This is a genomic window from Roseateles sp. Mitsp63, assembly GCF_059491535.1.
The window spans coordinates 2195274-2217392 of the sequence record NZ_CP168509.1; the positions used below are offsets into that span (position 1 = coordinate 2195274).

Consider the following 22119-nt stretch of genomic DNA (forward strand, 5'->3'; position numbering starts at 1 on the left):
AAGCTCCCCCAGGAGGACCGCATGACCGCTTCGCAGACCCCGGCCACCACCACCACGGCGACCGCCCCGCTGGACACGCTGCAGCCGCCGCAGGCCTTCACGCTCGAGCCGCCCGCGCCGGTGCAGGCCGTGCCCGCCGAGGCCGCCGCCGGCAAGGTCCGCCTCAAGCCCGAGGAGGTCGCCGAACTTGACGGCCAGGTGCGCCAGTTCATCGACGACATCACCACCCACGACAGCCAGCATCCCGCCTTCAAGCAGGCCGTCGAGCGCATCCACGCGATGGGCAGCAAGGACATCGAGGCCGCCGCCTCCGCGTCCAACCGCATGCTCGACCGCCCCGTCGGCTCGCTCAAGAACGGCCTGCTCGATCAGGGCGCGCAGATCGGCCAGTCGCTGATCGACCTGCGCCGCACCGTCGAGGACCTCGACCCCTCGCGCCAGGGCGACCTGTTCTCCGCGCGCAAGCTGCTGGGCTTCATCCCGATGGGCAACCGGCTCGTCGACTACTTCGACCGCTACCAGTCCTCGCAATCCCACCTCAACGCGATCATCGAGGCGCTCAAGGGCGGCAAGGACGAGCTGATGCGCGACAACGCCGCCATCGAGCAGGAGAAGGTCAACCTCTGGACGCTGATGGAGCGGCTCGAGAAATACATCCACATCGGCAAGACCCTCGATGGCCAGCTCGATGCGAAGGCGCGCGAGCTCGAGCTCGTCGATGGCGAGAAGGCCCGCGTCGTGCGCGAGGAGATGCTCTTCTACACGCGGCAGAAGGTCACGGACCTGCTCACGCAGCAGGCCGTGAACATCCAGGGCTACCTGGCGCTGGACCTGATCCGCAAGAACAACCTCGAGCTGATCAAGGGCGTCGACCGCGCGACCACCACCACCGTCTCGGCGCTGCGCACCGCGGTGATCGTGGCGCAGGCGCTCAACAACCAGAAGCTGGTGCTGGACCAGATCTCGGCGCTGAACACCACCACCGGCAACCTGATCGCCGGCACCAGCGAGCTGCTGCGCGACCAGAGCGCCGCCATCCATCAGCAGGCCGCCTCCAGCACCATCGAGATCGCCAAGCTGCAGCAGGCGTTCACCAACATCTATCAGACGATGGACACGATCGCCGACTTCAAGACCAAGGCGCTCGCGTCCATGCAGACCACCGTGACCGTGCTGTCCGACGAGGTCGCCAAGAGCAAGACCTACCTGGACCGCGTGCGGCGCCAGGAGTCCGCCGCGGCGTTGCAGGCCTCCGGCGAGGTCGCCCTGTGAGGCTCCCGATGCGATGGGCCGCGGCGCTGCTGGCGCCGCTGTTGATGTCGGCGCTGGCGCTGTCCGGCTGCGGCAAGCGCGAGGCCGACACGGCCGCCGCCGCGCCGGCCGGCGATGCCGCGCCGGCCGCGTTCACCGTGCTCGCGGGCTCCGAGGTCAAGGACCTGGAGCCGGCGATCGTCGCCGCCGGCCGCGCCGCAGGCGTGACCGTGACGATGAGCTACGCCGGCACGCTCGACATCGTCGAGCGCATCAACGCCGGCGAGCGCTTCGACGCGATCCTGCCGCCCAACGGCGCCTACCCATCGCTCGCGCTCGCCAAGCCCGCGCTGGCGCGCGAGAAGCTCTTCTACTCGCGCATCGCGCTGGGCGTGAAGGCGGCCAAGGTCGCCCAGCTCGGCTGGGGCCAACGCGCGCCGACCTGGGCTGACATCGCCAAGGCCGCCAGCAGCGGCAAGCTGCATTACGCGATGACCAACGCGGCCAGTTCGAACTCGGGCATGAGCGCGCTGTTCGCGGTCGCCGCGGCGTCGTCGGGCAAGACCGAGGACATGGCCGCCTCCGACGTCGACGAAAAGGTCATCACCGCCTTCCTGTCCGGCCAGCGCCTGACGGCCGGCAGCTCGGGCTGGCTCGCCGACGCCTTCGCCAAGGATCCCGGCCCAATCGACGCGATGGTCAACTACGAGGCCGTCATCCTGCGCGCCAACGAGAAGCTGCCGCCCGGGCAGCAGCTGACGCTGGTCTATCCGCGCGACGGGATGATCTCGGCGGACTACCCGCTGATGCTGCTGCGCGAGGAGCGGCGCGAGCCCTACACGAAGCTGGTCGCGGCGCTCAAGGCCGTGACGTTCCAGCGCGACGCGCTCGGCCCGGCCTTCCTGCGGCCGGCCAACCCGCAGGTCGCCGCCGCGCCCGCGCTGCCGACCGCGGCGATCGCGGAGCTCGCCTTCCCGAACAAGCTCGAGGTCATCGACGCGGTGCTGTCGGCCTACCAGGCGAAGTGGCGCAAGCCGTCGACCTCGATCTTCGTGCTGGACATCAGCGGCTCGATGAAGGGCGAGCGCATCGAGCTGATGCGCGAGGCGCTCAAGGTGCTCAGCGGCGCGTCGCAGTCGACGGCGAGCGCGCGCCTGGCCGCCTTCCAGGGCCGCGAGCGCGTGATCCTGATCCCCTTCGACGACCACGTCGACGATCCGATCCTGGTGTCCTTCGACGCCGGCGACATCGAGGGCTCGCGCGCGCGGCTCGCGGGCGTCGCCGACAGCCTGCGGCCGCGCGGCGGCACGGCGGTGTATTCGGCGCTGACGGCGGCGCTCGAGCTCGCCGCGCGCGAACGCGCCGAGCATCCCGACCGCTTCGTCAGCGTCGCGCTGCTGACCGACGGCGAGAGCAACAAGGGCCTGTCCTTCGCCGCCTTCCGGCTGCGCTACGGGCAGGGCGCGCCGGCGCGCGTGTTCCCCATCCTGTTCGGCGAAGGCAATGTCGACGAGATGAAGCAGATCGCGCAGATGACCGGCGGCCGCGAATTCGATGGCCGCAGCTCGCGCCTGGCGCAGGTCTTCCGCGAGATCCGCGGCTACCAGTGAGGGCAGGGGAGCCATGGCCGGCCAACGATCGCTGAAGCTGCGCGCGCTGCTGTTCCTCTACGGCAGCGGCAACATCCTGGGCTGCGCGCTGGCGCTGATCGGACCGGCGCTGCTGTTCGCCGGCGTCATCGACCGCGGCTGGCTGCTGATCACCGCCGGCCTCTACGCCGCCGGCCTGCTGCTGGGCCGCCGCCAGCCCGAGCTCGAGCGCGCGATCGAGGACAGCCTCACCGCCGAGCAGACGATGCAGCGGCTGGACGAGGTCATCGCCCGCGCCGCGCCGCATCTGCCCGAGGAGGTCAAGCCCAGCCTGGGCTCGATCCGCGGCTCCGTGGCCGAGGTGCTGCCGCGCCTGCGCGACACCGGCCTGCACAGCGAGGACCTGTTCACCGTGCGCCAGACGGTGCTGCGCTACCTGCCGGAGACGCTCGCCAACTACGTCGCGCTGCCGCCGGCCTTTCGCGCCAGCCATGCGTTGAAGGACGGCAAGACGGCGCGGCAATTGCTTGCGGAGCAGCTCGCGCTGCTCGAGGCCAAGATGCGCGAGATCGTCGCCAGCGCCGCGTCCCAGGACGCGCAGGCGCTGGTGGCCAACGGGCATTTCCTCGAAGAGAAGTTCCGCCAGCCCGACTTCCTGGTCCGCTGAGCATCGCGAGGCCCGCATGACCCGCACCATCGTCGACATCCCCGCCGCGCAGCTCGCCGAGATCGACCGGCTGTGCAAGCTGATGGGCATCTCGCGCGCTGAGGCGGTGCGGCGCGCGCTGGCCGCCTTCGCCGACGGCCACGCCGCGGTCACGCCCGAGGCGTTCGGGCTGTGGTCGGCGACGCCTGGCGCGTCGATCGACGAGCGCGACCGGCCTCCGCCCGCGCACGGAGCGCCGCGATGAATGCCGTGCTCGACGAGGGCGTGCTCCTCGACTACCTGAACGGCCTGCCGCAGGCGGCGCGCGCGCTCGAGGCCTGCACCCACCGTTCGATCAGCGTGGTGACCTGGCTGGAGGTGATGGCGCGCAGTCCGGCCGCGCTGATCGAGCCCACGCGCGGCTTCCTGCGCAGCTTCGAGCGGCTCTCGATCAGCGAGGCCATCGCCGATGAGGCGCTGCGCCTGCGGCTCGCGTCGCCGTCGCTCGAGCAGTCGCGCGCGATCGCCTGGGCCACGGCCAACGTCAACCAGCTGGTGTTCGTGACCTCGCGCCGCGAAGGGCTGGAGGTTGCGGGCGAGGGCGGCGCACTGGCGCGCAAGGTCGTGATGGCCTACGACGGCGGACGCTGACCGCGGGGCGGGCTGGAACTCGCGCAAGCGCGGCCTGCTGCTGATCGCGCTGGAGCTTACGCTCGTCAACTTCGCCTGGGCCGGCCGCTTCGACGTGCTCTACCTGCAGGTGATCTGGGCCATCGGCTTCAGCATGCTGGTGCTCGCGACGCGCTGCCTGGCCGCGCTCGCCGTGCTGCGTGGATTCAATCTCCATGGCGAGAACTGCTCGCGGTATTCGGTCCGAATCAGGGGATGCGCCTGGGCGTCGACGCGGAGGGCTTCCCGCTGATCTGGCTGATCTGGATCGCGCTGATGCCGCTGCTGTACCCGCCCGTGAAGGCCTTTGCCGCCTACAAGCGGCGCACGCACCGGGGCCTGGGTGAAGTACTTCTGAGGAAAACCCGGCGGAGGGCGCCCCTATGATCGGCGCCCATATGTCCGAGACCGAGAGCCTCCCTCGTCCCCGCCGCCGCAAGGGCAGCGGCGCCGTCACGCTGCGCGACGTGGCGCAACTCGCGGGCGTGGCGCCGATCACCGCGTCGCGGGCGATCAACACGCCGTCGCAGGTCTCGGCCGAGGTGCGCGAGCGCGTCACCGAGGCGGTGCGCAAGACCGGCTACGTGCCCAACCTGCTGGCGGGCGCGCTGTCGTCGATGAAAAGCCGCATGGTCGGCGTCGCGGTGCCGACGATCGCGGGGCCGGTCTTCCTCGACACCGTGCAGAGCCTCACCGAGGCGCTGTTCGAGGCCGGCTACCAGGTGCTGCTCGGCCAGACCGGCTACGACAACGCCCGCGAGGACGCATGGCTCGACGCGATGATCGGCCGCCGTCCCGATGGGCTGGTGCTCACCGGCACCAGCCATTCCGAACAGGCGCGCACGCGGCTGCGCGCCGCCGGCGTGCCGGTGGTCGAGACCTGGGACCAGAGCGACGATCCGATCGACATGCTGGTGGGCTTCTCGCATGTGGCGGTGGGCCGCCAGGTCGCCGCCTGGCTGCATGAGCGGGGCTATCGCCGGCTGGCCGGCGTCGCCGGCAGCGATGAACGCGCGATGCGCCGCTTTCGCGCGTTCCAGGAACAGGCCGGTGCGCTCGGGCTCGCCGGCGTGCCGGTCGCCAGCGTCGCGACGCCGACGACGCTCGGCGGCGGCAGACGCGGATTGGCCGAACTGCTCGCGCGGCCGGAAGGCATCGACGCGGTGTTCTGCAGTTCCGACTCGCTGGCGCTGGGCGTGCTGATCGAGGCGCAGGCACGCGGGCTGCGCGTGCCGCAGGACCTCGCGATCGTCGGCTTCGGCGACCTGGCGCTGGCGCGCGACCTCGAGCCCGCGCTGACCACCGTGCGCATCGACGGCCTGGCCATCGGCCGCCAGGCCGCGCGCTTCATCCTCGACCGCGCCGGCGGCCCCGTCGAGCGGCGCGCCATCGACATCGGCTTCGAACTCGTCCAGCGCGCCAGCGCCTGAGCGCCCACTAACGCGCCTTCGGGACGCCGGCCGCGCGCCGCGGGACCCGGTGTAATCCCTCATCCGCGCCGTCTTGACGCTCAAGACGGTACCGATACCATCGCCGTCATCACAAAGATGGTATCGGTACCACGCCGACATCGGCGGGGCCGGATGCCGTCATGGATGGAGACAAGCGAGATGAATTCGGTGAAGCGGGGCCGTGTGCGGCTCGTGGCATCCGCCGCGGCGGTGCTGGCGTTCGGATCGATGGCCCTGACGGCGCGGGCCGCCGACAACTGGCCCAGCCAGCCGGTGAAGCTGGTGGTGCCGTTCGCGCCGGGCGGCACGTCGGACGTGCTGGCGCGCGAGATCGCGGCGCGGCTGCAGGTCGCGCTCAAGCAGACCATCGTCGTGGACAACAAGGCGGGCGCGGGCGGCGTGCTCGGCGCGGACAGCGTGGCCAAGGCCGCGCCGGACGGCTACACGATGCTGCTGGGCACCATCGCCACGCATGCGATCAATCCGTCGCTGCTGCCCAAGGTGCCGTACAAGGCCGACAAGGATTTCGCGCCGGTCATTTTGCTGGGCAAGATCTCCAACGTGCTGCTGATCGGGCCGGGCTCGCAGGCCAGGTCCGTCAAGGACATCGTCGCCGCGGCCAAGGCCAGGCCGGGCGACCTGACCTTCGCGTCGGCGGGGCAGGGCACGTCGCAGCACCTGTCGGGCGAGATGTTCCGGCTGCTGACCGGGGCGCAGCTGACGCATGTGCCGTACAAGGGCAGCGCGCCGGCGATCCAGGACGTGATGGGCGGCCAGGTGCCGATGAGCTTCGAGACCGTCACCGTCGCGCTGCCGCAGATCAAGGCCGGCAAGGTGAAGGCGCTGGCGGTGACCTCGGCCAGGCGAAGCGCGCAGCTGCCTGACGTGCCGACGCTGGCCGAATCGGGCGTGCCGGGCTTCGACGTGTCGAGCTGGCAGGCGCTCTACCTGCCGGCGGGCACGCCGGCGGCGATCGTGAACCGGCTCAACGCCGAGGTGCAGAAGGTCGTCGCGCAGCCCGAGGTGAAGGCCAGGATGGAGGCGCTGGGGCTGGAGTACGCGCCCAACTCGCCGGCGCAGTTCGCCGAGTTCCAGAAGGCCGAGCAGGCCAAGTGGGCCAAGGTGATCAAGGACGGCAACGTCAAGCCGGATTGATCCGTCTCCCGCACAGCAAGGGAAATCACTCGGCGGGGCGCTCGCCGGGCGCCTCCTAGAATGGGTTTCAAGACCCTCAGAGGAGACAGCATGGTGACGGCCCGACGCGGGAAGAATGCCCCTGGCAGCGACGATCCCGCGCAGCCGAAGGGGCCGCGGGTGCTGAAGAAGTATCCCAACCGGCGGCTCTACGACACCCAGACCAGCAGCTACATCACCTTGGCGGACGTCAAGAAGATGGTGCTGGAGGGGGAGGTCTTCGAGGTCCGCGACGCCAAGTCGGGCGAGGAGCTGACGCGCTCCATCCTGCTGCAGATCATCCTGGAGGAGGAGATGGGCGGGATGCCCATGTTCTCCACGCCGCTGCTGGCGCAGATCATCCGTTTCTACGGACACGCGATGCAGGGGCTGATGGGGGCCTACCTCGAGAAGAACCTGCATGCGTTCGCGGAGATGCAGGCGCGCTTCGCCGAGCAGAGCAAGGGCGCGGGCTTCGATCCGCAGCTGTGGTCGCAGTTCATGAGCGGCCAGGCGCCGATGATGCAGGGCCTGATGGGCAACTACCTGGAGCAGTCGCAGAAGCTCTTCCTGCAGATGCAGGAGCAATTCAAGAACGCCGGGACGATGTTCCCGGGCATGCCCGGCGTGCCCGGCTTCACGCCGCCGAAGAAATGAGCGCCTGAGCTGGGCCGGCGCGCGCGGCTACAGCCCGTGGCGCCGGTGCCAGTCGGCGAGCGACTCGTCGGGGAAGTGCTCGAAGCGCGCGTCGCCGGGCTTGCCTTCCACCTGGACCCAGGGCGCCTTGGAATCGAGCAGGCCGTGCACGTTCTCGGGCGGCTCGGGCAGCGGCGTGTCGATCGCGCTCGCGTGCGGGTGGATCAAGTCGGGCCAGCGGTCGTCGTACATCCAGAGCGCGGTGCCGCAGTGGCCGCAGAAATGGCGCTGGCCGGGGCTCTCCTTGCCGTCGATGACGGCGTGATAGACCTTCAGGTCGCGTTTGCCCTTGAGCAGCTTGAAGCTGCGATGGTCCGCGCCGATGTTGATCGCGTAGCCGCCGGTGCCGGCGGTCTTGCGGCAGATCGAGCAGTAGCAGCGCAGGTAGGGACAGGGCTCGGTCGACTCGACCGTGAAGCGGACGCGGCCGCAGTGGCAGGATCCTTCGAGGTGCATGGGCGGTACTCCTTCTCGTGATCGGGCGGGCAAGCCGGGTGCCGGGCGGGCTCTGCATGGCCGTGGATGCGTCCGCCGCTTAAAATCGCCGGATGAGCGATACCTCCGTCCTGAGCCCGTCCCAGCCTGCAATGCCCGGCACGGCTCCCAAGATCGGCTTCGTCAGCCTGGGCTGCCCGAAGGCCCTCACCGACTCCGAATTGATCCTCACGCAGCTGCGCGCCGAGGGCTACGAGACCTCCAAGACCTTCGCCGGCGCCGACCTGGTGATCGTCAACACCTGCGGCTTCATCGACGACGCGGTCAAGGAATCGCTGGACACCATCGGCGAGGCGCTGGCCGAGAACGGCAAGGTCATCGTCACCGGCTGCCTCGGCGCCAAGGCCGGCGCCACGACGGACAACATGGTCCGCGAGATCCATCCCAGCGTCCTCGCCGTCACCGGCCCGCATGCGACGCAGGAAGTGATGGACGCCGTCCACACCCACGTGCCCAAGCCGCACGATCCCTTCATCGACCTCGTCCCCGAGGCCCGCGGCGTCGCCGGCATCAAGCTCACGCCCAAGCACTACGCCTACCTGAAGATCTCCGAAGGCTGCAACCACCGCTGCAGCTTCTGCATCATCCCGAGCATGCGCGGCGACCTGGTCTCGCGCCCGATCGGCGACGTGCTCTCCGAAGCCAAGGCGCTGTTCGAATCCGGCGTCAGGGAACTGCTGGTCATCAGCCAGGACACCTCCGCCTACGGCGTCGACGTCAAGTACCGCACCGGCTTCTGGGACGGCAAGCCGGTCAAGACCCGCATGTTCGACCTCGTCGCCCAGCTCGGCGAGATCGCCAAGCCCTATGGCGCCTGGGTCCGCCTGCATTACGTCTACCCGTACCCGCATGTCGACGAGGTGCTGCCGATGATGGCCCAGGGCCTCATCCTTCCGTATCTCGACGTGCCGTTCCAGCACGCTCATCCGGACGTGCTCAAGCGCATGAAGCGGCCCGCCAACGGCGAGAAGAACCTCGAGCGCATCCAGCGCTGGCGCGAGATCTGCCCGGAACTGGTCATCCGCTCGACCTTCATCGCCGGCTTCCCCGGCGAGACCGAGGCCGAGTTCCAGTACCTGCTGGACTTCATGCGCGAGGCTCAGATCGACCGCGCCGGCTGCTTCGCCTACTCGCCGATCGACGGCGCGCCGGCGAATGCGCTCGAGGGCGCGCTGCCCGACGAGGTCCGCGAGGAGCGCCGCGCGCGCTTCATGGCGGTGGCCGAGGAGGTCTCGATCGCCAAGCTGCAGCGCCGCATCGGCGCGACGATGCAGGTGCTGGTCGATGCCGCGCCGGCGCTGGGCCGCAAGGGCGGTGTGGGCCGCTCGTACGCGGACGCGCCGGAGATCGACGGCACGGTCCGCCTGCTGCCGCCCGAGAAGGCGAGCAAGCAGCTGCGCGTCGGCGAGTTCACGCGCGCCCGCATCGTCGGCGCCGAGGGCCACGACCTGATCGCGCTGCCGATCTGAGCGGCCACGGGGGCGGCTCAGGCAGGCGTCGTCGGCAGCACCGCCGTTGCGCCTGATGCCACGGCAGACTCGAGCAGAGGCTGGCGCAGGCGCCTCGCGAGCCGGTTGATCATCGCCCCCAACTCGCCGACGGCTTGCTCCTTCGCGGCTGCCCCGGGATCGCTTTCCAGCCGATACGCCATCCTGTGATCAATCCACGCGGTGAAGTGTGGCCAGATGGCGGGGGCCGCCAACAATGCGCCGAACGCCTCCTTGTCGTTGTCACTGAGCAAGGACGTCGTGCGTTCGAGGACGTCCGCCAAACCGGATGGGGCCGGGCCCTTCGCGGCCTGGAGGGGCAGGGCCAGATGATCGGCCCGGATGGCCGCGTGCGCGAAGAGCCCCACCACCAGTTGCCTGCACGGCATTGCTAGCGCTGGCCCCTCGGCGAGGAGCAGGTTGGTGCGCTTCTCGCAGGCGTTCTCCAGCGAAGTGACCCACTGGGGCAGGACCTGGAGCGCTGCATGCAGGGTGTCGGATGCTTGGGGATCGTCCAGCAGGGGGCGGTCGTCCGTGAGATCCACCCAGGAGGTGGATCGGGCGAGGGGAGTCGTTTCAGTCGGCATGGTTGCGAGGCCGTGTGGAGAAGGGTTGTCAGTCGCAATTCGCGGGCGTTCGAGTTCGGTGATCCGATCGCTGCGAGACAATCCGCGCAGCGTCCTTCCGTCGAACAGGAGACTTCGTGAGCAAGCGCGGCCCGTCCACCGAACTGATCCATCACCCGTTCCGCGCGCCCGAGGGCTGGGACGCCGTGCCGGTGCCCGTGCACAAGGCCTCGACGATGCTCTTCAAGGACACGGCGCAGCTGAACACGCCCAGGGCCCGCGACGGCATCAGCTACCGCTATGGACTGCCCGGCACGCCGACGACCTACACGCTGGCCGCGCGCATCGCGACACTCGAACACGCCGAGCACTGCGTGCTCACGCCCAGCGGCCTGGCCGCGATCACGCTGACCAGCCTCGCGTTCCTGAAGCCCGGCGACGAGGTGCTGCTGCCCGACAACGCCTACGGGCAGAACCGGCACATCTCGGGCGGCCTGCTGCGCCGCCTCGACATCACTCACCGCTTCTACGACCCGCTCGACCTGCCCGCCTTCCAGGCGCTGCTGTCCGAGCGCACGAGGCTCGTGTGGATCGAGGCCGCCGGCTCGGTGACGCTGGAGTTCCCCGATGTCATCGGCCTGCTCAAGGCCTGCCGCGCGCACGGCGGGGTGCGCGTCGCGCTCGACAACACCTGGGGCGCGGGCCTCGCGTTCAACGCCTTCGACCTGCTGCCCGAGGCCGAGCCCGGACTGGGCGTGGACCTGTCGATGCAGGCGCTGACGAAGTACCCCTCCGGCGGCGCCGATGTCCTGATGGGCGCAGTCTGCACGCGCGACGTCGCGTTGCATCGCGAACTCGTCGCGATGCACGAGAACCTGGGCTATGGCCTCGGCCAGAACGACGTCGAGGCCGTGCTGCGCGGCCTGCCGACGATCGCGCTGCGCTATCGCGCGCAAGACGCCGCGACGCGCGAGCTCGCCCGCTGGATGGCCGCCCGGCCGGAGGTTGCGAAGGTGTTCCATCCGGCGCTGCCGGATTCCCCGGGCCACGCCCACTGGCGCGAGGTGAGCCCCAATGGCGCCGCCTGCCTGTTCTCGGCGCTGTTCAAGCCGGCGTTCAGCCCTCAGCGCATCGATGCCTTCGTCGACGCGCTGCAATGCTTCGGGATCGGGTATTCGTGGGCCGGGCCGATGAGCCTGGCCGTGCCGCACGACATGAGCCGCAGCCGCTCGCTGGGCCTGCCGTGGACGGCGCAGGAAGGCGGCACGCTGGTGCGCTTCGCCATCGGGCTGGAGGAGGTCGAGGATCTGCGCGCGGACCTCGCCGGGGCGCTGGAGACGCTGAAGGGCTGATGCCCTGCAGCGCGCGGCGAGGGATCGGCGTCATGCCATCGGCCATCGCCGGGCGCTGCATCAGGTCGAGCGGGCGGGCACCTTTTGGGAGCCGCTCGGCGGCAGTGCTCGCATGAGCTCGGCCGCCCGGGCCTGCGCATGGGCGGAGAATTCCTGCTCCAGCGACGGCGTCGCCCGCGCATTGACATGCTCGAACGTCCAACGCAGACGCTCGGGGGCATGGCGGATTGCCCACTGACTCCAGTCGATGTGCGGCCTGGCCGCGCGCAAGGCGTCGACTTCGGCCGCGCTGGCCGTCTCGGCGCGCTGCCTGAGCCGCGGCAGGAGGCCGGGAGCGTCCAGGGTCTGGAACGACCACCGTCCCCGGGTGTCGCAGCGCTGGGCGGCGCTCCAAAGCGCCACGTCCGTCATCAGTCCCTCCAGCAGGCCGGCGGGGGCGCCAGCCTTCCCGCAGGCCCGGAGCGCTTCCGTGGCCTTCTTCCTGGCGCCATCGCCGATCGCGTCGAGCAGCTGTCTCGGATCGGGCGTTGCATCGAGCCCGGTTGGGGCGCCGCTGGTGATATCCGCCTCCAGCCGTTGTCCTCGCGACGGCTGCTGCAGGGCCGACAACCGCTCGCCCACGCGTTGAAAGGCCGCGACACAGGGGTCGTGGCCCCGGCCATCCCATTCATTGACGTCGGTCGCACAGGCGAGCAGGGCGCTGCTGTGGATCGCGATGCGCGCCGCGGCCACGGTGGGCCAACTGGCGTCATCGAGCACCAACTGCACTCGAGGTGCCAGCGCGATGCAGGTCAAGACGTGGCGTGCGAGGCCGGCATCGATGGCCTTGCCGTCCCGCACGAGCGCGTCGAAGTGGACGAGCATCTCGCACACCTCCATGCCGTCGATCTGCTCGCCCGCGCGCCGATCCCTCCAGCGATCCCACGGGTCCGCGTCCGGAGCGGGGAAGGGGGCGCCGGAAGCAGCGGGATTCAGCCAACTGGGGAACAAGTGCAGCATCGCGGTCTCCTTTCAACGGGTTGTTCGATGAAAGGAGGTGAGTTGCCGCCGGGTTGTCGTCCGCATCCCGGGACGACGTGATTCTTGACGGATCAGTCCTTGGCCGGCCCCGAGACCTTGTGCCGCATCAGGCGGCCCTTCTCGCGTTCCCAGTCGCGCTTCTTCTCGGTCTCGCGCTTGTCGTGCTGCGCCTTGCCCTTGGCCAGCGCGATCTGCGCCTTCACGCGGCCGTTCTTGTAATGCAGGTCCAGCGGCACCAGCGTGAAGCCGCGCTGTTCCACCTTGCCGATCAGCCGCCGGATGTCGGCGCGGCTCATCAAGAGCTTCTTCGTGCGGTCCGCCTGCGGATGGACATGCGTGGACGCCGTGCGCAGCGGGTTGATGCGGCAGCCGATCAGGAACAGCTCCCCCTCGCGGATCATGACGTAGCCGTCCGGCAGCTGGACCTGGCCGGCGCGGATCGCCTTGACCTCCCAGCCTTCCAGGACGATGCCGGCCTCGTACTGCTCTTCGATGTGGTACTCGAATCGGGCCCGGCGGTTTTCTGCGATCGACATGCGCTCTCCTACAATCCCGCCATTCTAAGAACCGCCATGAAGCACGTCCGGAAGACAGTCCTCCTTTGGTACTCGCCGCGCGAGATGTACGACCTGGTCACCCAGGTCGAGCGCTATCCGGAGTTCCTGCCCTGGTGCTCGGCCGCCGACGTGCTGGAGCGCCACGACAACGGCATGACCGCCAGGCTGTCGCTGCACTACGCCGGCCTGCGCCACGCGTTCACCACCCGCAACTCGCATGAACCGGTCGAGCGCGTGCGCATGGAACTGGTCGACGGGCCGTTCTCGATGCTCGATGGCGACTGGCATTTCCTGCCGCTGAACCGGCCCGGCACGCCTCCCGGCGACGAACCCAAGGCCTGCAAGATCGAGTTCGAACTGCGCTACGCGTTCTCGAGCTTCGCGCTCGAGGCGGTGGTGAGCCCGGTGTTCGACCGCATCGCCAACACCTTCGTCGACAGCTTCGTCAAGCGCGCCGAGCAGGTCTATGGCGCCCGCTGAGCTGTCCGTCGAGATCTTCTGGAGTCCCGCGCCCGGCGAACTGCGCGAGCAGCGCCTGACGCTGGACGGCGGCGCTACGCTGCGCGATGCGCTCGTGGCGAGCGGCTGGTTCGCGGCGACGGGGCTCGAGGCGCTCAAGGCCGGCATCTGGGGCCGGATGCAGCCGCTCGACACGCCGCTGCGCGAGCGCGACCGCGTGGAGGTCTACCGGCCGCTGACCGTGGATCCGAAGGAGGCGCGGCGTCAGCGCTATCAGGCCACGGGCCGGCGCATCGTCACGCGGCACCGGCCGCTCGGGCGCAAGGCCTGAGCGGTAGCGCCGCATCCCGCGGCGCCAGGAGCAGGGCAGCCAATCGGCCGCTCACCTGCTCAGTCCCTCACATCACTTGCAGTTCGCTTGCAATTCACTTGCAGTTGGCCGTGATGACCGCCTGCATCTGACGTGTGCGATCGGCCCGCATCGCGTCGGTCATCGGCTGCGACTCGCCGCCGGCGGTACCGGTGCGCAGCCGCACGCCCGACTCCAGGATGCGCATCTGGTTCTGCGCTTCGCGGCAGTTCTCGGCCATCGCGTCGTTGCGCGCCTTGTCTTCCTGCGCCTTGCGCTCCCGCTCGATCTTGTCGCGCGAGGATGCCTCGCTGGCGGGCCGGCCCGGCGCGGACGCGGCCGACGCGGCGGCCGAAGCGCCCGTGGCCATCGGGGTTGCCGCGACGCGCGTCGCGTTGGACGGGCGCTGCAGGATGTCCTTGTCCGCGACGTTGGGCGGCGGCGGGCGATCGCTGTATTGCACGCGGCCGTCCGCGTCCTTCCACTTCCATTGGGCCTGCGCGAGGGGCGTCAGCGCCAGCAACGCCAGCGCGCAGATCACGCCGAGAGGGCGTCGCGGGAGAGGGTGAATCTTCATGGGCGTGGAGTGTACTGCCGGGCTTCTCTATAATGCGCCTTTGCGTCTGGAGCTTCCCTCATGCGCCTACTCGGAAAGGCCCTCACCTTCGACGACGTGTTGCTGGTGCCGGCGTTCTCCCAGGTGTTGCCGCGCGACACCAGTCTGGCCACGCAGTTCACGCGTGGCATCCGCCTGAACCTGCCGCTCGTGTCCGCCGCGATGGACACCGTCACCGAGGCGCGCCTGGCGATCGCCATCGCCCAGGAAGGCGGCATCGGCATCGTCCACAAGAACCTGACCCCGCAGCAGCAGGCCGCGGAAGTGGCCCGGGTCAAGCGTTACGAGTCCGGCGTGCTCCGCGACCCGATCACGATCACGCCCGAAACCACCGTCCGCCAGGTCAAGCAGCTGAGCGAGCACCACGGCGTGTCCGGTTTCCCGGTGCTGGTGGGCGCGAAGGTCGTCGGCATCGTCACCAATCGCGACCTGCGCTTCGAGACCCGCATGGACGTGCCGGTCAGCGAGATCATGACCCCGGCCGAACGCCTGATCACGGTGCCGGAAGGCGCGTCGCTGAACGACGGCAAGGCGCTGATGCACAAGCACAAGCTGGAGCGTGTGCTGGTCCTCAACGACGCGTTCGAACTGCGCGGCCTGATGACCGTCAAGGACATCACCAAGCAGACCAACTTCCCGAACGCCGCGCGTGATGCGCACGGCAAGCTGCGCGTCGGCGCGGCGGTCGGCGTGGGCGAGGGCACCGAGGAGCGTGTCGAGCTGCTGGTCAAGGCCGGTGTCGACGCGATCGTCGTCGACACCGCGCACGGCCACAGCAGTGGCGTCATCGAACGCGTGCGCTGGGTCAAGAAGAACTATCCGAACGTCGAGGTCATCGGCGGCAACATCGCCACCGGCGCCGCGGCGCTGGCGCTGGTGGAAGCCGGCGCGGACGCGGTCAAGGTCGGCATCGGCCCGGGCTCGATCTGCACCACCCGCATCGTGGCGGGCGTCGGCGTGCCGCAGATCGCGGCGATCGACTTCGTCGCCACCGCGCTGAAGGGCACCGGCGTGCCGCTGATCGCGGACGGCGGCATCCGCTACTCGGGCGACATCGCCAAGGCCATCGCCGCCGGCGCGAGCACGGTGATGATGGGCGGCATGTTCGCCGGCACCGAGGAAGCCCCGGGCGAAGTGATCCTGTACCAGGGCCGCAGCTACAAGAGCTACCGCGGCATGGGCTCGATCGGCGCGATGAAGGCCGGCTCGGCGGACCGCTACTTCCAGGAAAACGACGAGACGACCAACCCGAACGCGGACAAGCTGGTGCCGGAAGGCATCGAGGGCCGTGTCCCGTACAAGGGCTCGATGGTCGCGATCGTGCATCAGATGGGCGGCGGGCTGCGGGCCTCGATGGGCTACTGCGGCTGCGCCAGCATCGCCGACATGCACGAGAAGGCCGAGTTCGTCGAGATCACCTCGGCGGGCATCCGTGAGAGCCACGTCCACGACGTGCAGATCACCAAGGAAGCGCCCAACTACCGTCTGGAGTGACGCCCTTGTCCGACCCGGCGCAGCGCGATGGCTCGGCCATCGCAGCCTCGACCTCGCATGGCGGCCGCAAGGCCGCCATGTCGTTCATCCTGATCGCGGTGCTGATCGACATGGTGTCGATCGGCCTGATCATCCCGGTGCTGCCGCCGCTGGTCGGAACCTTCACGCACGGCGAGACCGAGCACACGCTGGCGCAGCTGGCGGTGGCCTTCGCCTTCGGTCTCGCGAATTTCTTCGGCTCGCCCATCCTGGGCGGGCTGTCCGACCGCTTCGGCCGCCGCAAGGTGATGCTGATCGGGTTCAGCGGGCTGGCGCTCAGCTTCTTCGTGACGGCGCTGGCCGACGCGCTGTGGATGCTGGTCGTGGTGCGGCTGTTTTCCGGCGCGATGCAGGCCAACGCCGCGGTCGCCAATGCCTACGTGGCCGACATCACCCCGCCCGCGGAGCGCGCCAAGCGCTTCGGGATGCTGGGCGCGGCCTTCGGCATGGGCTTCATCCTCGGGCCGGTGATGGGCGGGCTGCTGGGCAGCATCGACCTGCACCTGCCGTTCTACGTCGCGGGCACGCTGGCGCTGATGAACTGGCTGTACGGCTTCTTCGTCCTGCCGGAATCGCTGGCGCCGGAGCACCGCCGCCCCTTCGACTGGCGCAAGGCCAATCCGGTCGCGGCGCTGGGCCGGCTGCGCGCGCTGCGCGGCGTCGGCCCGCTGATCTACGTGATCGCCTGCTCGGGGCTGGCGCAGCTCGTGATCCAGACCAGCTGGGTCCTCTACAACCAGCACAAGTTCGGCTGGGGTCCGCGCGAGAACGGCCTGTCGCTGTTCGCGGTCGGCGTGATGTCGGTGCTGGTGCAGGGCATGCTGCTGCAGCCGCTGATGCGCTGGCTGGGGCCGCGGCGGCTGGTGCTGATCGGGCTGGTGACCTCGGTGATCACGAATGTCGTCTGGGGCCTGTCGACCGAGGGCTGGATGATGGTCGGCGCGATCTTCCTGAACATCGCCGGCGTGGCCGCGACCCCGGCGATGCAGAGCCTGATTTCCAACGCCGCCGATGCCCGCACGCAGGGCGAGACGATGGGCGCGGTGGCGGCGATCAACAGCCTGATGGCGGTGATCTCGCCGGTGGCGGGCCTGGGCCTGATGGCGCTGGTGGCCGAGCTGCCCAAGACCGACTGGCGCATCGGCGCCCCGTTCTATCTGTGCGCGCTGCTGCAGCTGGCCTCGCTGGGCTTCGCGTGGCGCCACTTCAACATGGGGCCGCCGGCGCAAGCCGCCGCGGCCAAGGCGTGAGCCTCCAAGAATTCCCAAGCATCGCTAGAAGCTGACCATGCACGACAAAGTCCTCATCCTCGACTTCGGCTCCCAGGTGACCCAGCTGATCGCGCGCCGCGTGCGCGAGGCCCACGTCTACTGCGAGATCCATCCCAACGACGTCAGCGACGATTTCATCCGCTCGTTCGCGCCGAAGGCGATCATCCTGTCGGGCAGCCATGCGTCGACCTACGAGGACCACGAGCTGCGCGCGCCGCAGGCGGTGTGGGACCTGGGCGTGCCGGTGCTGGGCATCTGCTACGGCATGCAGACGATGGCGGTGCAGCTCGGCGGCAAGGTCGAGTGGAGCGACCACCGCGAGTTCGGCTACGCCGAGGTCCGCGCGCATGGCCACACCAAGCTGCTGGCCGGCATCCAGGATTTCTCGACGGCCGACGGCCACGGGATGCTGAAGGTCTGGATGAGCCATGGCGACAAGGTCACCGCGCTGCCGCCGGGCTTCGTGCTGATGGCCTCGACGCCGAGCTGCCCCATCGCCGGCATGGCGAACGAGGAGAAGGGCTACTACGCGTTCCAGTTCCACCCCGAGGTGACGCACACGGTGCAGGGCGCCGCGATGATCACGCGCTTCGTGCGCGACATCGGCGGCTGCCGCGGCGACTGGATCATGGGCGACTACATCGAAGAGGCGGTCGCGAAGATCCGCGAGCAGGTCGGCGACGAGGAAGTGATCCTGGGCCTGTCGGGCGGCGTGGATTCGTCGGTGGCGGCGGCGCTGATCCATCGGGCGATCGGTGACCAGCTGACCTGCGTGTTCGTCGATCATGGTCTGCTGCGCCTGAACGAAGGCGACCTGGTCATGGACATGTTCGCGGGCAAGCTGCACGCGAAGGTGATCCGCGTCGACGCGAGCGAGCTGTTCCTCGGCCAGTTGGCCGGTGTGACCGACCCGGAGAAGAAGCGAAAGATCATTGGCGGCCTGTTCGTCGACGTGTTCAAGGCCGAGGCGGAAAAACTCAAGTCCAGCGGCCAGGGAGGCAACGGCGTTGACGGCCGACCGGCCGTCAAGGGCGCGACCTTCCTGGCGCAGGGCACGATCTATCCGGACGTGGTCGAGAGCGGCGGCACCAAGACGAAGAAGGCCACGACGATCAAGAGCCACCACAACGTGGGCGGCCTGCCGGAGCAACTGGGCCTGAAGCTGCTGGAGCCGCTGCGTGAGCTGTTCAAGGACGAGGTCCGCGAGCTGGGCGTCGCGCTGGGCCTGCCGCCGGAGATGGTCTACCGCCATCCGTTCCCGGGCCCGGGCCTGGGCGTGCGGATCCTCGGCGAGGTGAAGCAGGAGTACGCGGATCTGCTGCGCCGCGCCGATGCGATCTTCATCGAGGAACTGCGCAACACGCGCGACGAGGCGACGGGCAAGACCTGGTACGAGCTGACGAGCCAGGCCTTCACGGTGTTCCTGCCGGTGAAGAGCGTGGGCGTGATGGGCGACGGCCGGACCTACGACTACGTCGTCGCGCTGCGCGCGGTGCAGACCAGCGACTTCATGACGGCGGACTGGGCGGAGTTGCCCTACAGCCTGCTCAAGCGCTGCTCGGGCCGGATCATCAACGAGGTGCGCGGCATCAACCGCGTGACCTACGACGTCTCGAGCAAGCCGCCGGCGACGATCGAGTGGGAATGATCGTTCCCCACCAGTGAACAAGGGCCCTGCGGGGCCCTTGTTCATTTTGGTCTTGGAGCGTTATTGCACTGTCGGTTTCAATTGCTCCGCGGTTGGCCAGCGTTCCCATCGTCCGGTCGTGTCTGCCGTGGCAGTGGCTTTGCCGGCCGCCGCCCCCTTGGCGAACAGCCTGACCAGCGGAAGGTCCTTGAAATGAGCATCGCAGGTGAGTACTTCTGCGCCGAGTCGCTGTGCAGTGGCGTAAATCACCGCATCCGCGGTGGCGAGCTTGTGTTGCAGATTGGCCTTCGCCGCGAGCGCGGCGGTTTCGGAATCGAGCAGCTCCACTTGACAGTCCTCCAGCGACTGTTCAAGCCGCTCTCGTTCTTCTCCTGTCAGTTCGCGCAAGGCCCATTTGGAAAGCTCGAGCTGCACGATTGTCGGAACGATGCAGTTTTCCTTGGCTGGGAGCGCAGATGCAATCCGTTGCCCCAAGGGGGTCTGTGAGAAGCACTCGATCCATACAGACGTATCGATCACGATCCGACCAGCCGGACCCGCCGGCTGCATGTTAATAGCGGTCATTGCGATCACGGTAGCCCTCCGTATTGGCGCCTTTGGCAATTCCGAAGAGGTCTTGCGGCGTGACGTGTGGGCAAATGAAGATGCCGTTGCCCCGGCGGATGAACATCAGTTTTTGACCGGACTTCCACTTGAGGGAGTCTCGAAGTTCTTTGGGCAATTCGATGCGGTGGCGGGGAGAAAGTTCTCCGGTTGGCGCGGGCATGTGTCCTCCGTGGCGATCGGTGAAGTGATATGCCGCCGATTCTTCTCTTCCAGTTCTCTTCGAACCACGGCCTTGACGAGTGGCCGGCAGGTCGCGAATGCCCAGGACCTGCGTCACGACGACTCTCATGAGCAGTTGAAGTTCGCCATCGCCGTGAGAAGGGGCTTCGCCCCTTGCTGACACGCGATGTCAGCGCCGCTCACCAGAATCGCGCGATCACTTCGACCGCCCCGATCCAGGAGACCGCCATGGCCGACGACCATCCCATCTACGAGCTGCGCCAGTACAAGATCGTCAAGGGCGAGCGCGAGCGCTTCATGCGGCTCTTCGACGAGGCCTTCGTCGACTCGCAGGAGGCCGTGGGCATGCGGCTCTACGGGCAGTTCGCCGACCTCGACGACCAGGACCGGTTCGTCTGGATCCGCGGCTTCGACGACATGGCCTCGCGCGAGCGCACGCTGACCGAGTTCTACACCGGCCCCGTCTGGCAGGCCCGCCGCGGCGAAGCGAATCCGCTGCTCGTCGACAACGACAACGTGCTGCTGCTGCGCAGCGCCACCGGCGCCTCGACGCCAGGCCGCATCGACATCGCGCGCGAAGCCGGCCGCGCGTCCCCGGGCCGCTCGCCCGGACTGATCGCCTTGCACCTCTGCTACCTGTGGAAGGACCCCGCCGATCCGGAGGACGGCTTCGCGGACTTCTTCGAGCGCGAGCTCGCGCCGGTGATCGAGGCCGCCGGCCTGCCGGTGATCGGCAGCTTCGTCCCCGAGCGCTCGCCGAACAACTTCCCCCGCCTGCCGGTGCGCGAAGGCGAGAAGGTCTTCGCGTGGATGACGCGCGCCGCCGATGCCGATGACTGGGCGCTCAAGTGGAGCGCATGCCGCCATGCCCCCGCCTGGCGCGCGCTGGAGCCACGCTGGCGCGATGCCCAGGAGCGCGCGCCGCAGATCCTGCGGCTGCGACCGAGCGTCGCCTCGGTCCTGCGCTGAGGATCGCCCGGATCGGCATTCCGCGCCGGGATGGCTATGCTCCCCGCCATCCCTTCGTTTCCCGGATTCCTCCCATGCGCAGCGCCTTCTCCATCCTCGCCCTCGTGATCGTGCTGACGATCGTGATGCTCAGCGCGAAGAAGCAGATGGAGGCGATGAAGCCGCGCGCGCCGGCCGCCTCGGCCGCGACGCCTGGATCCGCGTCGCCGGCCCTGCCGCAGCCCGAGGCCGTCGGCCGCCAGGTCCAGGACCTCATGAAGCAGGGCGAGCAGCGCGCCTCGGAGGCCGACCGCCAATGACCGTTCACGCGCTCTTCTTCTGCCTGCGGCCCGACCCGGCTACCGCGGCGAGGCTGAGCGAGGTCTCCGCCGACGTCGCCCGGCGTTTCGGCCTGCGCCTGCGGCCACCCCGCACCGCGCGCCTGCACGTGACCCTGCATCACCTCGGCTGGTATGACGATCAGACCGACCAGGCCGAGGTGATGACCGAAGTGCGCCAGCTCGCCGAAGGCGCCGCCGCCGCGCTGCGGCATGGACCGGTGCGCGTCGATTTCGACCAGTTGCTGAGCTTCACCCGCAAGCCGCGCAACCTGCCGCTGGTGCTGAGCGGCGGCGCGCGCCTCGACGGCGTGCGCGCGATGCGCGCCGCGCTGGGCGAGCGGCTCCACGCGGCGGGCCTGCGGACCGATCCGCACTTCACCCCGCACCTGACGCTGTTCTACGACGACGTCGCCGTCGAGCCGCAGCCCTTCATCGTCCCAGGCTGGACCGCCACCGAGTTCCTGCTGCTGGACAGCCTGCAAGGCCAGTCGACGCACGTCGACCTGGCGCGCTGGCCGCTCGCCTGACTCAGCCCGCCAGCTTCGCCGCGATCTTCGCGACGTGCTCGCCCTGGGTGCGCGCCATCGCCAGCTCGTTCTCGCTGGGCTGGCGCTTGCCGTCGCCGCCGGCGATCGTCGACGCGCCGTACGGGCTGCCGCCCGTGATCTCGCCGAGCGTCATCTGCCGCGCCTCCGAGTACGGCAAGCCCACGATCACCATGCCCAGGTGCAGCAGCACCGTGTGGAAGCTGGTGATCGTGGTCTCCTGGCCGCCGTGCTGCGTCGCGGTGCTGACGAACACGCTGCCCACCTTGCCGACCAGCGCGTTCTTCGCCCACAGCCCGCCGGTCTGGTCGAGGAAGTTCTTCATCTGCGCGGCCATGTTCCCGTAGCGTGTCGGGGTGCCGAAGATCACCGCGTCGTATTGGGTGAGGTCGTCGACCTTGGCCACCGGCGCCGCCTGGTCCAGCTTGAAGCCGCTCTTCTTCGCGACCTCCTCGGGCACCAGCTCCGGCACGCGCTTGACGTCGACGGTCGCGCCGCCGTTGCGGGCGCCCTCGGCGACCGCCTGGGCCATCTGCTCCACATGGCCATAGGACGAGTAGTAAAGGACCAGCACCTTGCTCATGACGTTCCCCGCTGCGTGGTTGAACCAGCGTCGAGGCTAACGGCATGCCCGCCGGGCGCAAGCCCCTCGCCCAGCCCACATGGCGGCG

27 protein-coding genes are annotated in these 22119 nt (G+C 69.1%); 19 read left to right on the forward strand and 8 right to left on the reverse strand.

Annotated elements, in window-relative coordinates:
- Positions 1 to 21 precede the first annotated feature (21 nt).
- From ACEN96_RS09665 to phaR, 9 genes are all read left to right on the forward strand, one after another.
- Positions 22 to 1272, forward strand: coding sequence for a toxic anion resistance protein (locus tag ACEN96_RS09665; RefSeq protein ID WP_495587805.1), 1251 nt, complete (start codon positions 22 to 24; stop codon positions 1270 to 1272).
- 8 nt (positions 1273 to 1280) lie between these two features.
- Positions 1281 to 2861 carry a vWA domain-containing protein gene (locus ACEN96_RS09670; RefSeq protein ID WP_495587806.1) on the forward strand — a complete coding sequence of 527 codons (1581 nt, stop codon included), beginning with the start codon at positions 1281 to 1283 and terminating at the stop codon, positions 2859 to 2861.
- Positions 2862 to 2874: 13 nt separating this feature from the next.
- The gene (locus tag ACEN96_RS09675) at positions 2875 to 3507 is read left to right on the forward strand and encodes a hypothetical protein (protein ID WP_495587807.1); all 633 of its coding nucleotides are present in this window, start codon (positions 2875 to 2877) and stop codon (positions 3505 to 3507) included.
- 16 nt (positions 3508 to 3523) lie between these two features.
- On the forward strand, positions 3524 to 3751 hold the full coding sequence (locus ACEN96_RS09680; RefSeq protein WP_495587808.1) for a ribbon-helix-helix protein, CopG family: 228 nt from the start codon (positions 3524 to 3526) through the stop codon (positions 3749 to 3751).
- On the forward strand, positions 3748 to 4137 hold the full coding sequence (locus ACEN96_RS09685; protein ID WP_495587809.1) for a PIN domain-containing protein: 390 nt from the start codon (positions 3748 to 3750) through the stop codon (positions 4135 to 4137). The genes ACEN96_RS09680 and ACEN96_RS09685 overlap by 4 nt, the downstream gene beginning before the upstream one ends.
- A gap of 234 nt (positions 4138 to 4371) precedes the next feature.
- Positions 4372 to 4542 carry a hypothetical protein gene (locus ACEN96_RS09690; protein WP_495587810.1) on the forward strand — a complete coding sequence of 57 codons (171 nt, stop codon included), beginning with the start codon at positions 4372 to 4374 and terminating at the stop codon, positions 4540 to 4542.
- An 11-nt stretch (positions 4543 to 4553) separates the two neighbouring features.
- Complete coding sequence (locus tag ACEN96_RS09695) at positions 4554 to 5585, forward strand: LacI family DNA-binding transcriptional regulator (protein ID WP_495587811.1); 1032 nt, start codon at positions 4554 to 4556, stop codon at positions 5583 to 5585.
- Between the two features lie 180 nt (positions 5586 to 5765).
- Entirely contained in the window at positions 5766 to 6761 is a 996-nt protein-coding gene (locus tag ACEN96_RS09700) for a Bug family tripartite tricarboxylate transporter substrate binding protein (RefSeq protein WP_495587812.1), read from the forward strand.
- Positions 6762 to 6851: 90 nt separating this feature from the next.
- A complete protein-coding gene (gene phaR, locus ACEN96_RS09705; RefSeq protein WP_495587813.1) occupies positions 6852 to 7436 on the forward strand; it encodes a polyhydroxyalkanoate synthesis repressor PhaR in 585 nt (194 codons plus the stop codon).
- 27 nt (positions 7437 to 7463) lie between these two features.
- On the opposite strand, the gene ACEN96_RS09710 is transcribed toward phaR, so the two are convergent.
- Positions 7464 to 7931, reverse strand: coding sequence for a GFA family protein (locus ACEN96_RS09710; RefSeq protein ID WP_495587814.1), 468 nt, complete (start codon positions 7929 to 7931; stop codon positions 7464 to 7466).
- Positions 7932 to 8023: 92 nt separating this feature from the next.
- Between ACEN96_RS09710 and rimO the strand changes: the two genes are divergently transcribed.
- Complete coding sequence (gene rimO / locus ACEN96_RS09715) at positions 8024 to 9439, forward strand: 30S ribosomal protein S12 methylthiotransferase RimO (protein WP_495587815.1); 1416 nt, start codon at positions 8024 to 8026, stop codon at positions 9437 to 9439.
- Between the two features lie 17 nt (positions 9440 to 9456).
- Here the strand turns inward: rimO and ACEN96_RS09720 are convergent, their stop codons facing one another.
- Complete coding sequence (locus ACEN96_RS09720; protein ID WP_495587816.1) at positions 9457 to 10125, reverse strand: hypothetical protein; 669 nt, start codon at positions 10123 to 10125, stop codon at positions 9457 to 9459.
- 35 nt (positions 10126 to 10160) lie between these two features.
- On the opposite strand from ACEN96_RS09720, the gene ACEN96_RS09725 reads away from it, so the two are divergent.
- Positions 10161 to 11375 (forward strand): PLP-dependent transferase, encoded by a 1215-nt coding sequence (locus ACEN96_RS09725; protein WP_495587817.1) that lies wholly within the window; start codon positions 10161 to 10163, stop codon positions 11373 to 11375.
- Between the two features lie 60 nt (positions 11376 to 11435).
- Here ACEN96_RS09725 and ACEN96_RS09730 read toward each other — a convergent pair whose 3' ends face one another.
- On the reverse strand, positions 11436 to 12374 hold the full coding sequence (locus tag ACEN96_RS09730; protein WP_495587818.1) for a hypothetical protein: 939 nt from the start codon (positions 12372 to 12374) through the stop codon (positions 11436 to 11438).
- A gap of 92 nt (positions 12375 to 12466) precedes the next feature.
- Positions 12467 to 12931 carry an SsrA-binding protein SmpB gene (smpB, locus tag ACEN96_RS09735; RefSeq protein ID WP_343640098.1) on the reverse strand — a complete coding sequence of 155 codons (465 nt, stop codon included), beginning with the start codon at positions 12929 to 12931 and terminating at the stop codon, positions 12467 to 12469.
- A 36-nt stretch (positions 12932 to 12967) separates the two neighbouring features.
- Between smpB and ACEN96_RS09740 the strand changes: the two genes are divergently transcribed.
- The gene (locus tag ACEN96_RS09740) at positions 12968 to 13432 is read left to right on the forward strand and encodes a type II toxin-antitoxin system RatA family toxin (RefSeq protein WP_495587819.1); all 465 of its coding nucleotides are present in this window, start codon (positions 12968 to 12970) and stop codon (positions 13430 to 13432) included.
- Complete coding sequence (locus ACEN96_RS09745; protein WP_495587820.1) at positions 13419 to 13742, forward strand: RnfH family protein; 324 nt, start codon at positions 13419 to 13421, stop codon at positions 13740 to 13742. Before ACEN96_RS09740 ends, ACEN96_RS09745 begins: the two co-directional genes overlap by 14 nt.
- Before the next feature lie 94 nt (positions 13743 to 13836).
- Here the strand turns inward: ACEN96_RS09745 and ACEN96_RS09750 are convergent, their stop codons facing one another.
- Entirely contained in the window at positions 13837 to 14337 is a 501-nt protein-coding gene (locus ACEN96_RS09750) for a DUF4124 domain-containing protein (protein WP_495587821.1), read from the reverse strand.
- Positions 14338 to 14397: 60 nt separating this feature from the next.
- On the opposite strand from ACEN96_RS09750, the gene guaB reads away from it, so the two are divergent.
- Genes guaB through guaA form a run of 3 tightly spaced genes read left to right on the forward strand, consistent with a single transcriptional unit; the run spans position 14398 to position 18828 of the window.
- A complete protein-coding gene (gene guaB, locus ACEN96_RS09755) occupies positions 14398 to 15870 on the forward strand; it encodes an IMP dehydrogenase (protein WP_495587822.1) in 1473 nt (490 codons plus the stop codon).
- Between the two features lie 5 nt (positions 15871 to 15875).
- A complete protein-coding gene (locus ACEN96_RS09760) occupies positions 15876 to 17159 on the forward strand; it encodes an MFS transporter (protein WP_495587823.1) in 1284 nt (427 codons plus the stop codon).
- Positions 17160 to 17196: 37 nt separating this feature from the next.
- The gene (gene guaA, locus ACEN96_RS09765; protein ID WP_495587824.1) at positions 17197 to 18828 is read left to right on the forward strand and encodes a glutamine-hydrolyzing GMP synthase; all 1632 of its coding nucleotides are present in this window, start codon (positions 17197 to 17199) and stop codon (positions 18826 to 18828) included.
- 60 nt (positions 18829 to 18888) lie between these two features.
- Here guaA and ACEN96_RS09770 read toward each other — a convergent pair whose 3' ends face one another.
- Positions 18889 to 19392 carry a type II toxin-antitoxin system VapC family toxin gene (locus ACEN96_RS09770; protein ID WP_495588587.1) on the reverse strand — a complete coding sequence of 168 codons (504 nt, stop codon included), beginning with the start codon at positions 19390 to 19392 and terminating at the stop codon, positions 18889 to 18891.
- The gene (locus ACEN96_RS09775; protein WP_495587825.1) at positions 19379 to 19711 is read right to left on the reverse strand and encodes an AbrB/MazE/SpoVT family DNA-binding domain-containing protein; all 333 of its coding nucleotides are present in this window, start codon (positions 19709 to 19711) and stop codon (positions 19379 to 19381) included. Before ACEN96_RS09775 ends, ACEN96_RS09770 begins: the two co-directional genes overlap by 14 nt.
- 131 nt (positions 19712 to 19842) lie before the next feature.
- On the opposite strand from ACEN96_RS09775, the gene ACEN96_RS09780 reads away from it, so the two are divergent.
- The 3 genes from ACEN96_RS09780 (at position 19843) to ACEN96_RS09790 (ending at position 21430) form a co-directional block, all read left to right on the forward strand.
- Complete coding sequence (locus ACEN96_RS09780; protein WP_495587826.1) at positions 19843 to 20583, forward strand: NIPSNAP family protein; 741 nt, start codon at positions 19843 to 19845, stop codon at positions 20581 to 20583.
- 74 nt (positions 20584 to 20657) lie between these two features.
- The gene (locus tag ACEN96_RS09785) at positions 20658 to 20882 is read left to right on the forward strand and encodes a hypothetical protein (RefSeq protein WP_495587827.1); all 225 of its coding nucleotides are present in this window, start codon (positions 20658 to 20660) and stop codon (positions 20880 to 20882) included.
- Positions 20879 to 21430, forward strand: coding sequence for a 2'-5' RNA ligase family protein (locus ACEN96_RS09790; protein WP_495587828.1), 552 nt, complete (start codon positions 20879 to 20881; stop codon positions 21428 to 21430). The genes ACEN96_RS09785 and ACEN96_RS09790 overlap by 4 nt, the downstream gene beginning before the upstream one ends.
- Position 21431: 1 nt before the next feature.
- Here the strand turns inward: ACEN96_RS09790 and wrbA are convergent, their stop codons facing one another.
- Positions 21432 to 22031, reverse strand: a complete 600-nt coding sequence (gene wrbA, locus ACEN96_RS09795; protein ID WP_495587829.1) for an NAD(P)H:quinone oxidoreductase — start codon at positions 22029 to 22031, stop codon at positions 21432 to 21434.
- Positions 22032 to 22119: the final 88 nt, after the last annotated feature.